Here is a 15,954-nt window from a genome sequence, read left to right as displayed (position 1 = left end):
CAGCCAATAGCTAGTAGCCAACGACGTAATTACGCCCACTCGTATTCCCGCACGAAGCGGGCGGCGCGGTGCAGGTCGGGGGCCAGCAGCCGGTCGTGCGCCACGAAGGTAACCACCTCGCGCAACGCGGCTACCACCGCCGGTACCGGCTCACCGGAGGCCGCCCGCCGCTCGTCGAGCGCCTGCGCGGCGGCCAGCAGTTCCAGGCCCAGCAGCTGCTCAGTATTTTCCGCTACCCAGCGCACGTCGGTCGGGTGCGGCTCGGCTAACCCGGCCAGCCGCTGGCTCGCGGCGGCCAGGCTGGCCGCCACGGCCGGCAGGGCCACCAAGCCCACAAAATCCATCGCGCCAACAGTCGGCGGCGCGGCCAGCAGCTGGCCCGTGCGCCGCGCCGATGCCTCGCCCACGGCGGCCAGCGCAACAGCCACCTGGCTGAAAGCGCCGGGTAGGCCGGCGGCCGACTCGGGCGCATTGCAGGCCGCTTCGACCACGCGGGCGGCTTCGGCCAGCGAGGCGGGGGTAGGGCCTGGTGCCGGCGCTGAAGCGCTTAGCGCCGCGATGGCCACGTCGGCGCGCAGCACCAGCTCGGCGCGCTCCAGCGCCTCCGTGGCGTAGGCTAGCGCAAATTCAGCCCCCGCCAGCAGCGCTTGGCCTTCCGGCAGGGTCAGCGCCAGCGGCTCCCAGCCGAAGAGGCCCAGCACGTCGGCCGCCGCCAGGCGGTAGCCTTGGTAGTTGACCTCGCCTAGCCCCAGCAGGGGTAGGGCCAGGTGCGCCAGTGGCGTTGCGGGCGTGCCCTGCTCATAGATGACCGGCCACACGTCGCGGTTATAAAAATCAAGCAGCCGCTTGAGAAGGAGCGAATTAGGGGAGGCCGCTAAGCTCAGGTTGTGGGCCTTGAGCAGCAGCAGGCGGCGCACCAGCTCGGGCGGCACTTCGGGGCCGGTGCCGCAGGCGTAGGCCAGTAGCCAGTGGGCAGCCGGGTAGGCTAACGCGCCCGGCGCTGGCGGCTCGCTCGCCGCGGGCATCGGCGTGGTAGCGCTGATACGCACCGCCTCAGTGCTGCGGAGCTGCTCGCGCAGGGTTTGCAGGCGGAAGGGCTGAGAAAAGAAAAGGTGGGGCACGGCGGAGAAAACAGGGCGGGCGGCAAAAACGGCCGCGGTAACTCAGGAACAACAAAGGATAGAGCCGCGCTATCAAAGCGAATCAGCCTATTTCAGCCCCACCGTCAGCGCCTGGCCCGCATACGTCACGCTTTGCGCCGGGGCTTTGGCAAAATCAACGGGGGTAGGGCGGTCGGGGCTCACCCACACGATATTAAACGTGCGGCTGGCCGCCATGCCCGGAAACGAGCCCTGGCGCGCCCCGATGGTCAGCGTCTTGCTCCGCTCAACGTAGCTCAGCGGGATGGTGGCCGACGCGCCCTTCTCGTAGTTATAGTTCACGTTCTCATCCTCATAGAGCGAGAATTTGCCGTCCTGGCCCGTATACACGTAGAGCGTGATGGGGTCGGCGGGCTTCTCGGCGGCGTACTGCAAGTCGGGGCCGAAGGGCACGATGGCCCCCGCCCGCACGTAGAGCGGCAGGCGCTCCAGGGGCGCGTCGGCGGTCAGGGTTTGGCCGCCGGGGTAGTGGCGACCGCTGTAAAAGTCGTACCAGCCGGTGCCGGCCGGCAGGTACACCTTGCGGCTGCGCGCCTGGTAATCGGTCACCGGGTTCACCAGCAGGCTGGGGCCAAAGAGGTACTGGTCGGCGATGTTGCGCACGGCCGGGTCACTCCCAAAATCCATCACCAGCCCGCGCATAATGGTGACGCTTTGGAAGTGCACCTGCCCGGCCAGCGAGTAGATATAAGGCATCAAGCGGTAGCGCAGCTTGTCGTAATACAGCATGCTCTCGTAGGCCGGGTGGCCGGCGGGCGCGATGTTGTAAATCTCCCGGAACGGAAACTGCCCGTGCACCCGAAACAGCGGGCAAAAGGCCCCAAACTGGTACCAACGGGCCTGCAATTCGCGCCATTCGGCCTGGTCGGTAGCGTTCGGGTGCTCGTAGCGGCGCTCCACCGCGAAGCCGCCGATGTCGCTGGTCCAGTACGGAATGCCCGACATGGAGAAGTTCAACCCCGCCGGAATCTGGTTCTTAAAGTCCTCCCAGCGCGCGCCAATGTCGCCGCTCCAAATGGCTGCCGCGTAGCGCTGCGACCCCGCGTAGCCCGAGCGCGTGAGCAAAAACACCCGCTGGTCGGGTGCAGTGCCGCGCTGCCCTTCGTAAATACCCTTGGCATTTTGCAGCGGGAACGCGTTGAAATACTGCGTGCTGGAGCCAATGGCCGGCGCCATCAGGCCCTTGCGGGTCGTCACGTTGGTGTTTGAGTAGATGTCGGGCTCCGAGGCATCCATCCACCAGGCATCCACGCCCTTGGTAAAGAGCTTGGTATTCATCAGGTTCCAAAAAGCCTGGCGCGCCTGTGGGTTGAAAGGGTCGTAAAACGTGGACGTGTAGCCCGGCGCAATCCAGTCCTTGGTGCCATCGGCAATGTTGCGGGGGTACACGTAGCCCTTGGCCTTGAAGTCTCGGTACACCGAAGTGCCCTCGTAAATCTTGGCCCACACCGAAATCATGAAGTGCAGGTGGTCCTGCTCGTGCAGGGTCTTTATCATCGCGTCGGGGTCGGAGAAGCGGCTGGGGTCGAATTCCTGGCTGCCCCACTCGGCGGGCTTCCAATACGACCAGTCCAGCACGATATTATCGACCGGAATCTGGCGCTTGCGAAATTCGGCGGCCACATCCAGCAATTCCGTCTGGGTCTTGTAGCGCTCCCGGCTCTGCCACAGGCCCATCGACCAGCGCGGGCTCACCGGGGCCGCGCCCGTCAGCTGCCGGTAGCCGGCAATCACCTCATCAGCCGACTGCCCCTGCACGAAATAGTAGTTCAAATCAGCGCCTGCCTCCGAGCGGAAGCCGTACTCCTGCGCGGCCTGGCCCACCAGCGGGCTCAGCCACTTCAGCCCCAGGTACGACTCGCTGCCGTCGGGGTCCCACTCCAGCTTAATAGTGTATTTGCGGCCCTTCTCCATCAGCACCGGCACCACCGACGTACCGGGATTCCAGGCTTGCCGCCACTTATTAACTACCTCTTTGCCATCGATATACAGCTTGGCGTAGCCCGCATTCTTGAGCAAAAAATGGTGCAGCCCCGTCGTGCCCGACGCCACGCTACCCTCCCAGCTCGCCCGCACATCGCCGAGCTTCAGGCCGGCCGGAAAATTCTTCTGGTCTTCCAGGTACTCGTAGCTTATCACCGACTCGGGCCGCTGCGTCAGCACTTGCCCCGGATTTTTCTTGCTCGCGTAAGTGGCTGTGAGCCAGCTCGGCGTGCCTTCCTTCGAGTACAATTTGAGCGTAGAAAGCGGCTCGTAGTCGCGCGTGTCGCTGGCCTTAGTAATGGAATAATTATCCCACAAAATGCCGTAATTCCGGCTCGAAAGCAGGAACGGCACCGCCACGTCGGTGTTGTTCTGGGCCAGCTCCACCGGCTGGCCGCGGTAGTTCATCACGCCATTCTGGTGCTGGCCCAGGCCATAAAGCCCCTCATCGGCGGGCGATTCGAACACCTGCGTTACCTCGTACAGCGGCTGCCCATCGGCCACCACGGGCCGGAAGACTTTGCCGCCGCCCGCCCGCTCCTGCAAAATGGGCCGCCCCTGCGCATCGGCGAAGCTGACCGCGCCTGTGGCCAGCGCCACGGTGGCCGTGAGGGTGGGCGTGGTCAGCATTCCTACCCCCTTCTTTTCGCGGTATTGCCAGTGGACCGCCGGCCCGGTCTGGGGCACCACCATCAGGCTTTTGGTGGTCGAAAGCGTATCCAGCGGGCTAGCCTGCACGTGGATAATGTGGTCCGAAACTACCGTGAGGCGCAGCGTGCGCGTTTCCTGGTCGTTGCGTGGGGCCAGGTGCAGCACCACGCCGTCGGCGGTTTTTTCGATGCGCGGGGCCTGCTGGGCAGCGGCCGGCAAAGCCGCTAGGCTTAGCAGTAAAAGGGGGGGCAGGCGAAGGGGAAAGGGCATGAGTGAGTAGCGGCGAGTTTTTGATTATTGGTTGGGATGGGAGTAGGGTGAGATATTGAGGGGGTAGGGGCTATTTGTCCTTGCGAGCGCAGCGCTGCGCTCGCAAGGACAAATAGCCCCTACCCCCTACCCTAAACTTGCCCTACAGCGTCAGGCTACCCTTTTGGCGGATATCATCCGAGGCGCTGCCGACGAGCACCTCAAACTGGCCGGGCTCCAGCACCCACTGCTTTTTGGCCTCGTCGTAATATTGAAAAGCCTCGGCGGGCAGCTGCATAGTCACAGTCTTACTTTCGCCGGGGTTCAGCATGATTTTCTCAAAGCCTTTCAGCTCCTTATCGGGGCGCTTCACGCTGGATTTCACGTCGTGCACGTACAGCTGCACTATCTCGGCACCGGCCATTTTGCCGGTGTTGCGCACGGTCAGCTTCACGGTGGCGCTCTGCTTGCCGGGCGTCACGGTCAGCTTGCCATAGTCGAAGGTGGTGTAGCTGAGGCCGTGGCCGAAGGCAAACTGCGGGGCCACTTTATACGTGTCGTAGTAGCGGTAGCCCACGAAAATATCGTCCTTGTAGGTCTGTTTCAGCGGGTTGCCGGGGGTGCTGGGGTACTCGCCCAGCTTCATGGCGGGCGCGTCTTCGAGCTGCTTGGGGAAGGTGATGGGCAACTTGCCCGAGGGATTTACGTCGCCGTACAGCAGGTGGGCCAGCGCGTGGCCGCCCTCCATGCCGGGGTACCAGGCTTCCACAATGGCCGGGGCCTGGCCGGCCCAGGCGGCCACGTCAATCGGCCCGCCGCCCAGCAGCACTATCACGGTTTTGGGGTTGGCGGCCAGCACGGCCCGCACCAGCTCATCCTGGCCGAAGGGCATCTTCATATCGGGCTTGTCGGTGCCCTCGGCGTCGTAGGCGTTGTCGCTCCACTTGCCGTAGTCGTAGCCGTGGATGGAGCCGCCCACGAAAATAACCTGGTCGGCGGCCTTGGCGGCGGCCACGGCGGCCGCAATGAGGGCCGGGTCAGCCTTCTGGTCGCGGGCAATGGTGTAGCCCGGCGCGTAGGTTACGCTCACGCCGCTACCTAGCTCATCCTTAATGCCTTGCAAAGCGCTAATCTCATACTTGGCCTTCACCTGCCCGCTGCCGCCGCCCATCGCGTTCGGGCGCTCGGCGTTGGCCCCAATCACGGCTACGGTCTTCACCGCCTTTTGGAGGGGTAGGAGGCTACCTTCGTTTTTGAGCAGCACAATGCCCTCCTCGGCTACCTTCAGGGCGGTAGCCTGGTGCTCCTTGGTATTGTAAGCGCCGGGCTGGCGCTTGGTGTCGCCGAGCTGGTGGGTGGCGTACATGACGCGCAAAATGCGCCGCACTTTCTCGTCCACCATCGGCACCAGGCTCGGGTCTTTTTTCAGGTCGTCGAGCAGCGGGTTAGCCAGGAAAAAGCGGTCGTAGAGGCTCTTTTTGCTGCCGTTCACTAGGTCGGGCTGGCCGGTCACGCCCGAGGCCACGGCGCTCTGGTCCACGCCCTGGCTCATCAGCACCAGGTCGGTACCCATCTCCAGGTCAGTGCCATTGCGCAGCGCTTCATTGGTATTATGCACCGAACCCCAGTCACTGATTACCAGGCCCTTGAAGCCCCATTCGCCCTTCAGAATGGTGTTCATCAAGTACGGATTCTCCGTAGCGTAAGTGCCCCGAAACTTGTTGTACGAGCCCATCAGCGAGTACACGCCGCCCTGCTCCACGGCCGCCTTGAAGCCCGGCAGGTAGATTTCACGCAGCGCCCGCTCGCTCACCTCCACGTCGATGTCGTCGCGGTGGGTTTCCTGGTTGTTGAGGGCGTAGTGCTTCACGCAGGCTGATACGCCCTGGCTCTGCACCCCTTGAATGTAGCCCGTCACCATCTGCGTCACCAAGTAAGGGTCCTCGCTGAAATACTCGAAGTTGCGTCCATTCAGCGGGGCGCGGATGATGTTGATGCCCGGCCCCAGGATGATATCCTTGCCGCGCGCATTGGCCTCGCTACCCAGCACCGTGCCGGCGGTGTAGCCCAGGCTGCGGTTCCAGGTCGAGGCCAGGGCGTTGTTGGTGGGCATGTAGGTGCCCGCATCCTGGGCATCCTTCACGCCGCGCCAGTCGCGGCCCTGCTCGGGGCGCACGCCGTGAGGGCCGTCCGAGGTCATGATTTCCGGAATGCCCAGGCGGGGAATGCCGCCCGCCGCGAAGGCCGAGTTGGCGTGCAGCATATGCACCTTTTCCTCCAGCGTCATTTGCTGGAGCAGGGCATTCACCTGCGCATCGTGGGTAGTAAGCAGGGCTTGGCGGTTGGCACCGGCCGCAGTTTTCATCGGTTTGGTCGATTTGGTTTGGGCCAGGGCGGGGCTGACGGCGGCGCAGCACAGGGCCGTGCCCAGCACGGTAGCGAAGCGGGAAAAGGGGTAGGGCATGAGATGGGAGAAAAAGAGAGGATAGGGATGTATTTTTAGGAAAAAAGGCCGTCAGGAAACGCGTTAAAAATCGTTTGTCATGCTGAACGCAGTGAAGCATCTTGGCCGCTTCTGCTACATCGTCCTATAAAGCGGCCAAGATGCTTCACTGCGTTCAGCATGACGTTCTGGTATAGCTAGTTGAAAACAATTTACTTCAAAAGCAGCGTATTAAACGAATGTGCCCGCAGCACCGGCGCTACCGTGCGGCCGCCCACCCGAAAGCGCACGGCCTGGTCGGTGTCGTGGTCGTTCTGAGCCACCAGCACCACGCTTTTATCGGGGTTCTGGAAGGCCAGCAGGTTGGTAAACGCGCCGGTGGTAGCCAGCCGCCGCGCGCCGGGCTGCACGTAGTGGCTCAGGTGTTTCAGGAGGTAATACTCATGATTGTAGTGATAGGTGTGGGCGGCCTCGTCCACGGTCACCAGCGAGTTCTGGCTCCAGCCCCAGCGGCTGATACCACCTTTTTTCAGCGAGATATTCCAGTACATATACGCGTTAGCGCCGCTACCAATGTAGTGTTTCAGCAGCGTCCAAGTGTATTCGCAGTATTTCCAGTCGTTCTTACCGTCGCCGCATTCCTGCTCACTCTGGTAGAGCGTGAGGGCCGGGTAGCGCTGGTGAATGCCCGCAATCGCGCCCTTGCCGGCCCACTGAAACCCTACCCCCTCGATAAAGGGCGCACTGCGCGGGTCGCGCAGCACGGTGTCCACCAGCGCCTCGTTGGCCCGCTCCATCGTGCCGAAAAAAATGCGCGTCTGGTGCTGCCGCATCTGCGGGCCCAGGTAGCCCACGAAGCGCGCCAGCCCGGCAGCCGTCCAGGGGCAGCTCGGAAATATCTGCGCCGAATTGAACTCGTTCTGCGGCATCACCATGCCCACCGGAATGCCTTGCTGCTTATACGCTTCAATAAATTTGGCGAAGTACAAAGCGTAGGCCGCGAAGTACTTGTCTTCCTGAATGAACAGGTTGTGGCCCTCCTGGCCCTGGCGGTCTGCCGGCAGGCCGTTTTCAGCCAGCGGGAACGCCTGGCGCTGCTCGGGCCGCACGGCCGCGGCGGCGTAGTGGTGGTTGTACTTCATCCAGGTGGGCGGGCTCCAGGGCGAGGCCCACAGCGCCAGCTTCGGATTATACTGCCGGGCCTGCTTGATGAACGGTATCAGCGTCTGCTCATCATTGGCAATGTTGAAGTGCGTCATGGCAAAGTCGTCGGGCGTCTCATCATACGAATACCAGTCGCGCGAGAAGTCATTGGCCCCAATCGGCATCCGGCAAATAGTGAAATTAGCCCCCACGCCCGGTGCAAACAGCTCGCGCAACACCTTCGCCCGGTCGGCGGGGGGTAGGGCGCTCAGCGACGTCCAGCCCAGCTCATTAAAGCATGCCCCGAAGCCCTGGATGACTTGCAGCGGCTGCGTGAGCACAATTTCGGCATCGGCCGGGCCAGCGCTGGCGGTCACGTTGGGGGCGGGCTGGGCTACCCACCCAGCGGTGGCCGTGGTGGCTACCCACTCGGCGCGGGTTTGTGCCTGAGCGCTACGTAGCCCTACCCCCAGCGCGGCGACCAATGCCAAAATACGAAAGGTTTTCATGGAGCGGTCTTGAAGTTTTATCAGGCGGTCATGCTGAGCTTGTCGAAGCATCTCTACCGCGTGACTAACGCCAATCGTTGAGATTACTTATGCGGTAGAGATGCTTCGACAAGCTCAGCATGACCGTTCTTTTAAGCTTGGCTGGCGGACTATCTTTTGGCAACTTTCAACTCGTTAACGGGCGCTGGCGGCGCCAGCAGCGGCCGACTTTTCTCCACCATCAGCGCGGCGGGTAGCTGGAAAGTGGCGCGCTGCTTAATGTTCAAAGACGACGCGCCGGCCTGTACCGAGTAGGTGCCCGCATCGGCCACCCACGCCGATGACGCCGTGTTGAACGAAGCCAGGTCGGCGGGCTTCAGGGTGAAAGTCAGCGTCTGCGACTGGCCGGGGGGTAGGAGCTTGGTTTTGGCGAAGGCTTTTAGCTCGCTGGCGGGCTTGTCGAGCGGGCCGGCCGGGGCACTCAGGTACAGCTGCACCACTTCCTTGCCAGCCACTTTGCCAGTGTTCGTCACCGTCAGGCTGGCCGTGAGCGAGCCACTAAACGAGGCCGCGCTCAGCCTCAGCGCCCCGTAGCCAAACGTGGTGTAGCTCAGGCCGTAGCCAAACGCATACGCTGGCTGTTTCTTAAAGGTATTGTAGTAGCGGTAGCCCACGTAAATGCCCTCCGAGTAGGTATTTTCCGACGGCTGGCCCATGAGCGCGTTCGCCGGCTTGGCCCCGCCGGCCAGCAGCTTACCCGGAAAATCGGCCCCGTAGGGAATATCGGCGTAACTCATCGGGAAGGTAGTGGCCAGCTTGCCTGAGGGATTTATTTTGCCGCTCAGCACGTCGGCCACGGCGTAGCCGCCTTCCTGGCCCGGCTGCCAGGCCAGCAGGATGGCATCGGCCTGGGCGCGCCAGCTGGCTACCTCGGTCACGCCGCCCACGTTCAGCACTACCACCACGCGCTTGCCCGCGCCGTGGAAGGCTGCGGCCACCTGCTTTAGTAGCGCCTGCTCGGCGGTGGTGAGGGTGAAGTCGTTGGCTACCTGACGGTCACCGCCCTCGCCGGCGCTACGGCCCAGCGTGAGCACGGCCACGTCGCTGGCGTGGGCCAGCTGCCGCACCAGTGCGGCGGGCGGGGCCATTTCGGCAATCACCGGGGCCGGGGCAAACGGGTTCTTCGTCGGGGGTAGCTTGGCTTTCTCGGCCTTCAGATAACTGCCATACGCCTGGCTCAGCGGCGTATTCACGGCGTAGCCAGCGCTGCCCAGGCCCTGGGCAATGGAGATGGTGTAGGCGCGGTTCACGTTGCCGCTGCCCGTGCCGCCCGCAATCAGGTTGTAGGAAGTATTGCCAAACAGCGCCACCTTGCGGCCGGCGGGTAGGGGTAGGGCGGCACCCTCGTTACGCAGCAGTACCATGCCGTCGGCGGCGGCCCGGCGGGCCACGGCGGCGTCGGCTTTTAGCGCGGGCTGGCTGGTGTATTTCACGCCCTTGAAGGTGGGCGATTTCAGCACCAGCCGCAGCACCCGAATGGCGTTGGTGTCGAGCTGGGCGGCCGTGAGCTGGCCGCTTTTCAGGCCCGCCAAGATGGCCTCGGTCTGGGCGTGGGTGCCGGGCTCCAGCAGGTCGTTGCCGGCTTTGAGCTGGGCCACGGCGTCGTGGCCGCCGTACCAGTCGGTCATCACCAGGCCCCGGAAGCCCCATTCCTTGCGCAGCAGCTCGGTCAGCAGCTCGGGGCTTTCGGAGGTGTAGGTGCCGTTTACTTTGTTATAGGATGACATCACCGTCCAGGGCTGGGCGCGCTGCACGGCTATCTTGAAGCCTTTCAAATAAATCTCGCGCAGGGCCCGCTCGCTCACGTGCGAGTTGAGCTGCATCCGGTTGAACTCCTGATTATTAACCGCGAAGTGCTTGATGCTGGTGCCCACGCCGTTGCTTTGCACGCCGCCCACCAAGGCCGCCGCCATGCTGCCGGCAATGAGCGGGTCTTCGGAATAATACTCGAAGTTGCGCCCGCCCAGCGGGTTGCGGTGAATATTCATGCCCGGTGCCAGCAGCACGTCAATACCAAAGTCGCGCACTTCGCTGCCAAACGCTACCCCCACCTGCCGCACCAGCGTGGTGTCCCAGCTCGAAGCCAACAGCGTGGCCACTGGAAAGGCCGTGGCGTAGTAGGTTTTGGTGGTGTCGGCGCTCCGCTTGGGGTCGATGCGCACGCCCGCCGGGCCGTCCGAGAGCGTGAGCGACGGGATGCCCAGCCGCGCAATGGCGTGGGTGCGGCCGGCCGCGCCGGGCACTTTTTCGGGCACTTCGCGGTCGCCAGGGTCGCCGGGCGGCAGCATTCCCGCCGGAAAGCCGGAAGGGTAGAAGCCCATGCCCACCACCAGCTTCACCTTTTCCTCGGTGGTGAGGGCGGCCAGCACGGCTTGCAGGCTGGCCTTGCCGAGCTGGGGTAGGGAGGAGCCAGCCTGGCCCGCCTCTGTTTTGCCTGCTGGCGAGCAGGCGGTAGCGCCGAGCAAACCAAGCGCGGCCACGGCCCACCGGGCCGTTGAAGTAGCTGTTTCTTTGTTCATAACAGGAAGCAGGAGGAGGGGTAGGAAGCCGCGTTGGGCGCGAGCGGAGGGGTAGGGCTGCCCGGCCTGGCCCGCCAAAGCGGCAGCCCGAAAACCGAACGTCATGCTTCCCGAGGGTGAGCATGACGTTCGGTAGCAAAAGATAGGCGGCAGCGGGCGGTTAGTAGCCGGGGTTCTGCCCCAGGTTCGGGTTCACGTCACGCTCTACCTGCGGAATGGGCAGCAGGTCGTTAAACGGCTTTATGCCCTTGGGTATCAGGTTGGGGTTGTTGACCAGCGTTTTCGTGCGCTTCAGGTCGTACCAGCGGTCCATCTCAAAGGCTAGCTCGTAGCGGCGCTCCTTCAGCACCACGTCTATGCTGAGGGTGGTAGCGTTGGGTAGGCCGGCCCGTTTGCGCACCACGTTCAGGGCCGTCAGGCCGTCGGCCATTTTGCCGGTGTTCATATCGGCCTCGGCCAGAATGAGGTACATCTCGGCCAGGCGTAGCACGGGCACGTTCAGCGGCGAGTCCCAGATGGTGGAGGCCGCGCCGGCATAGAACTTGCGCACGTTGTAGCCGTTGGGGTCGCCTTGCAGGCTGGCGGGCTGCACCTGCCCGTCGGGATATTTGTCGCCGGGCACGAAAAGGGTCACGGCCTTGCGCAAGTCGCCGGGTTCGTAGCCGTCCACAAACTCCTTTTCGGGGATGTTGAAGCCGTAGCCGCCGCCGCTCACCACGTAGGGATTGCCGAAGAAGCGCGCACCCCAAAACTCGTTAATGGCCGAGCCGGGCCCGTCGAGCGTGTACTGGTTCAGGCCACTCTTATACTGCACCTCAAACAGCGACTCCTGGCCGTTCTCGGTCGCCAGGTTGAAATTGTCGCCGTAGTTGGGCCACAGGCTCTTACCCGAGCCGCTGATAACAGCCTGGGCCTGGGTGGCGGCTTCGGCCATCTTGCCCTCGGTGAGGTACACCTTGGCCAGCAGCGCCGTGGCCGACCACTTATTGGCGCGGCCCACGTCGTCGCCGGTGTAGTTGGTGGCCGGGAGCTTGGTGATGGCATCTAGCAGGTCTTTCTCCACCTGCGCGTACACCATTGCGGAAGGGTCGCGGCTCACGTTGGCCACTGCCCCGGCACTAGTGGGCGGAGTCAGAACAATCGGCACGTCGCCGAATAGACGGGTCAGGCTGAAGTAGTAGAAGGCCCGCATAAACTCGGCCTCGCCCAGGCAGCGGTTTTGGATGGCGGGGTCAATGTTCTTGATGCCGGGCACATTCGCCAGCACTTGGTTGCAAGCCCCAATGCCCAGGAATGGGCGTTGGAACAAGACCGTGGTGATGGGGTTACTCGACGGAATGGTGTAGGTATCGAGCTGCTGAAGCTCGATGCCGTCGGCCGCGCCGCCGCCGCCCACGAACGAGTTATCGGCCATGATGTCCATTGACCACAGTCCTTCCCCATACATGCCGTACCCGCGCAGCTGCGCGTAGGTCGAGTTAGTGGCCTGAATGGCGTCGTCCTGGGTCTGGTAGAACTGGTCGGTCGAGAGGGCATTGCGCGGTTGCAGCTCCAGGTAGCTTTTGCCGCAGCTCCCCAGCAGCCCCAGCGTGAGCAGGCTGAAGCCAATGGCTTTTTTAGGTAAATACATAGAAGTAGAATACAAGAGGGTGGGAGATGAGAGGGGTAGGGCCCGCCGACTTAGAAGCCCACGTTAACTCCGGCCAGGAACGAGCGGGCCTGCGGATACACCCCGCGGTCTACCCCAAGGCTGTTGCCGTTGTTGCCCAGCTCCGGGTCAAAGCCCGTGTACTTGGTGGCGGTGACCAGGTTCTGCGAGCTGACGTATATGCGGATGCGCTTGCCTTGCAGAGCGCTGGTGAGTTCCTTGGGCAGGGTGTAGCCCAGCGTCAGGAGCTTGATGCGCAGGTAAGAGCCGTTCTCGATGTAGTGGCTCGACGCGCGAATGTTCTGGTTGGGGTCGTTGTACACGGCGCGGGGTACAAAGTTGCTCGTGCCCGGCCCGGTCCAGCGGTCCAGGGCGATGGTGCCGGCGTTGGTAGCCGCCGCCAGGCCGCCTTCCAGGTAGTAGCGGTTCAGGTTATACACGTCGTTGCCCTGCGAGCCCTGCACGAAGATGTTCAAATCGAAGCCCTTGTAGCCCAGCGTGTTATTCAGGCCGTAAGTGAATTTCGGGTTCGGGTTGCCGATAAACGCCCGGTCCTGGTCGTTCACTACCCCGTCGCCGTTGAGGTCCCGGTACTTGATGTCGCCGGGGGCCGTGCCCGACGTCTGGTAGAAGCCGTTCGGTGAGCCCGCGTTCAGCTTGGCCAGTTCGTCGGGGGTCTGGATGAGGCCGTCGGCCACATAGCCGTAGAACGAGCCAAACGGCACGCCTTTGTCGTAGCGGGTGATGTTGGCCCCGCCTCGAATGCCCTGCCCGTTGAAGGGCTTGCCCACGCCCAGGTCAGTAATCAGGTTGCGATAAGCCGACACGTTCAGCGTCGTGGACCAGGTGAAGCCGTCGCCCGCGCTGATGAAGTTATTGGTCGTCACCGACAGGTCGATGCCACGGTTGCGCGACGCGATGGCGTTGGTCGCAATCGGGTCGGTGGTGCCCGACACGGTGGACACCGGCACGTTCACCAGCAGGTTAGGCGAGGTGCGGGTATACAAGTCTATCGAGCCCGTGAGGCGGTTTTGCAGGAAGCCTACGTCCACGCCCACGTTATACTGAATGTTGTTTTCCCAGCGCAGGTTGCTGTTGGGCAGGCGGGTAGGCACGCCGCCGTTGGCAATATTCTGGCTGCCCGTGCCCAGCACGTAGCCGTAGGTAGGGTCGGCGTTGATGGTAGGCAGGTAGCCAAACGTGCCCGCGTTCAGCGGGTTACCCACCTTGCCGTAGCCGACCCGCAGCTTTAGGTTGCTAATCGAGGTGTTATTCTTCAGAAATTCTTCCTCCGAGATGCGCCAGCCTGCCGACACGCCGGGGAAGAAGCCGTACTGGCTGCCGGGCGCGAAGGCCGACGAGCCGTCGTAGCGGGCCGTGGCCGACAGCAGATACTTGCCCGAGAACTCGTAATTCAAGCGGCCGAAGAAGCTTTGCAGGCGGCTCTGGCCGTTGCCGCCGCCGTTCGTAATCAGGGGGTTTATCGGGCCCCGGTCCAGAATGGTGAGCGTGTTATTGGTGTAGCTGGTGCGGCTACCGCTCAGGTAGAAGTAGTCGAACTGCTGCGCCGACTGCCCCACCAGGGCCGTCACGGAGTGCTTGCCGCCAAACACGGTGCTGTAGGTGGCCGTGTTCTCAATCAGGTAGCTCGGGTTGTAGTTGCTGCTGCTGTTGGCCGAGGCGTTCTGGGTCGTGTACTTCGCCGAGCCCGGAATGGAGGGGTAGAACTGGTCGTTCTGGTTGAATTGCAGGTCGGCTCCGATGTTGGTGCGGATGCGCAGGTTCTTCAACGGCTCTATCTCAGCGTAGAAGGTCGTCGTGACCCGGTTGCGGTTGTTGTGGTTTTTCGCGCGCAAAGCCTTCGTCACCGCGTTTTCCTCGCCGAAGTTATCGTTAGGCAGGCTTCCGAACTCATAAAAGCTCCCATCGGCATTGTAGACGGGCCGGAAGGGCGGGTCCTGCAACGCCAGCTGAATAGGACCGCCGATTTCATCATTCTCCCCGTTCAGCGGGTTCTCTTCCTGGTGGCTCAAGGAAAGGTTATTGCCGATTTTGAGAATCTTGGTCAGCTGAATCTCTCCGTTCGAGCGTAGCGTATAGCGCCGGAAATTGGAGCCAATGATGGTGCCATCCTGCTGGAAATAACCCGCACTGATGGCGTAGCGCGCTTTTTCGCTACCCCCGTTGGCTCCCACGCTATAGCTCTGGATGCGGGCCGGCCGGAAAATCGAGTTTATCCAGTTGGTATTGGGTAGGGCCGCTATTTTCTCCGGCGTGTCGAAGAGCGGGTTCAGCGCTACCGGGTCCCCGATATTCAGCACCTTGGTTTCCGCATTGTAGTTGTTGCGGGCCTCGTTGTTGAGCACCGCATACTGCTGCGCGTTGAGCACGCTCGGCTTGCGCCACACGTTTTGCACGCCCGCATACACGTCCACGTTGATATTGGAAGTACCTGCCTTGCCGTGCTTGGTCGTGATGAGCACTACCCCGTTGGCAGCCCGCACCCCATAAATGGCGGTGGCTGAGGCGTCCTTCAGCACGTCAATCGTCTCAATATCATTGGGGTTGATGTTGTTGATTTCGGTGCCAGTCGGGTTGCCGTTGCCATCCGTCGCGGCAGGCAGCGGAAAGCCGTCCACCACGTACAGCGGCGAGTTGTTGCCGGCCGAGGTAATGCCCCGCACCCGGATGGACGTGCCGCCCTGCCCGCCCGGCGAACCCGAGTTGGACACCACCGTCACGCCCGCGGCGCGGCCCTGCAAGGCTTGCGCCGGGTCGGCCACTGGCTGCGCGGCAATTTCGCGGCCCGATACCGAGGCCACGGCCCCGGTCACGCTCTGGCGCTCCTGGGTGCCGTAGCCCACCACCACAATCTCGCTCAGCGCCTGCGCGTTTTCTTGAAGCGTCACCGCCAGGTTGGCATCAGCCCCGGTAATGGCTACCTCCTTGCCGGTATAGCCCACGGTGCTGAATACCAGCGTACCACCTTCCGGCACGCTCAGGGTAAAATTGCCGCCGGCATCGGTCGAGGTGCCAATGTTGGTACCCTTCACCAGCACCGTCACGCCGGGTAGGCCGTCGCCGTTGGCCTGCGTTACGCGGCCCGATACGGGTACGTTGGCTAGCTTTAGTTTGCTCAGCACGATGCGGTTTTTGCGCACCTCGTACTGAATTCTGCGCGGGGCCAGCAGCTCGTCGAGCACCTGCGTCAGAGGCTTGTCGGCCACCTTTAGGGTCACCCGGCGGTTGGCCCCAATGAGGGTAGGGCTGTACACGAACCGCACGTGCAGCTGCTGCTCCAGCTGCGTGAGCACCGATTCAATAGTTTGATAATCAACGCGCACGCTTATTTTCTGGTCCAGTACAATCTCCGTCTTGACCGAGGCGTGTGCCGTAGCCATCCCGCTAAGGGGGTAGGCTAGGCAGAGGTGAAGCGCAAGCACCCCAGTGGGGCGCCAGTAGCTTCGCTGAGAGGGTAGGCTGTTTTTCATTCGCCGGAATCGTTTGTGGTGGGAATTAAAGGAAAGTATGAACCAGCACGCGGGGCGGCTGCGTGGCAGAAGAGGAGCCTGGGCAGCCGGTTGCGAGGCCGGGCGTGCGAGGCAGAAAG

The 15,954-nt window shown here is 62.8% G+C and carries 7 protein-coding genes; all 7 read right to left on the bottom strand.

Annotation, left to right across the window (positions count from 1 at the left end; all coding sequences use genetic code 11):
• Positions 1-29: 29 nt before the first annotated feature.
• Positions 30-1,121: an aromatic amino acid lyase gene (locus LC531_RS12505; RefSeq protein WP_223650649.1), complete on the bottom strand. Its 1,092-nt coding sequence runs from the start codon at positions 1,119-1,121 to the stop codon at positions 30-32.
• Positions 1,122-1,208: 87 nt separating this feature from the next.
• Complete coding sequence (locus LC531_RS12500; protein WP_223650648.1) at positions 1,209-4,064, bottom strand: TIM-barrel domain-containing protein; 2,856 nt, start codon at positions 4,062-4,064, stop codon at positions 1,209-1,211.
• 142 nt (positions 4,065-4,206) lie between these two features.
• Positions 4,207-6,507 (bottom strand): glycoside hydrolase family 3 C-terminal domain-containing protein, encoded by a 2,301-nt coding sequence (locus tag LC531_RS12495; protein ID WP_223650639.1) that lies wholly within the window; start codon positions 6,505-6,507, stop codon positions 4,207-4,209.
• 191 nt (positions 6,508-6,698) lie between these two features.
• Complete coding sequence (locus tag LC531_RS12490) at positions 6,699-8,138, bottom strand: glycoside hydrolase family 30 protein (protein ID WP_223650637.1); 1,440 nt, start codon at positions 8,136-8,138, stop codon at positions 6,699-6,701.
• Positions 8,139-8,287: 149 nt separating this feature from the next.
• Positions 8,288-10,696, bottom strand: coding sequence for a glycoside hydrolase family 3 C-terminal domain-containing protein (locus LC531_RS12485; protein ID WP_223650635.1), 2,409 nt, complete (start codon positions 10,694-10,696; stop codon positions 8,288-8,290).
• Between the two features lie 160 nt (positions 10,697-10,856).
• A complete protein-coding gene (locus LC531_RS12480; RefSeq protein ID WP_223650633.1) occupies positions 10,857-12,326 on the bottom strand; it encodes a RagB/SusD family nutrient uptake outer membrane protein in 1,470 nt (489 codons plus the stop codon).
• Between the two features lie 50 nt (positions 12,327-12,376).
• Positions 12,377-15,745, bottom strand: a complete 3,369-nt coding sequence (locus LC531_RS12475) for a TonB-dependent receptor (protein WP_223650631.1) — start codon at positions 15,743-15,745, stop codon at positions 12,377-12,379.
• Positions 15,746-15,954: the final 209 nt, after the last annotated feature.

It is taken from the genome of Hymenobacter psoromatis, from assembly GCF_020012125.1.
In the GTDB taxonomy this organism is placed as follows: Bacteria; Bacteroidota; Bacteroidia; order Cytophagales; family Hymenobacteraceae; genus Hymenobacter; species Hymenobacter psoromatis.
Note: the sequence above shows the minus strand (reverse complement) of the source record. Positions and strands in the feature narration are given on the sequence as shown.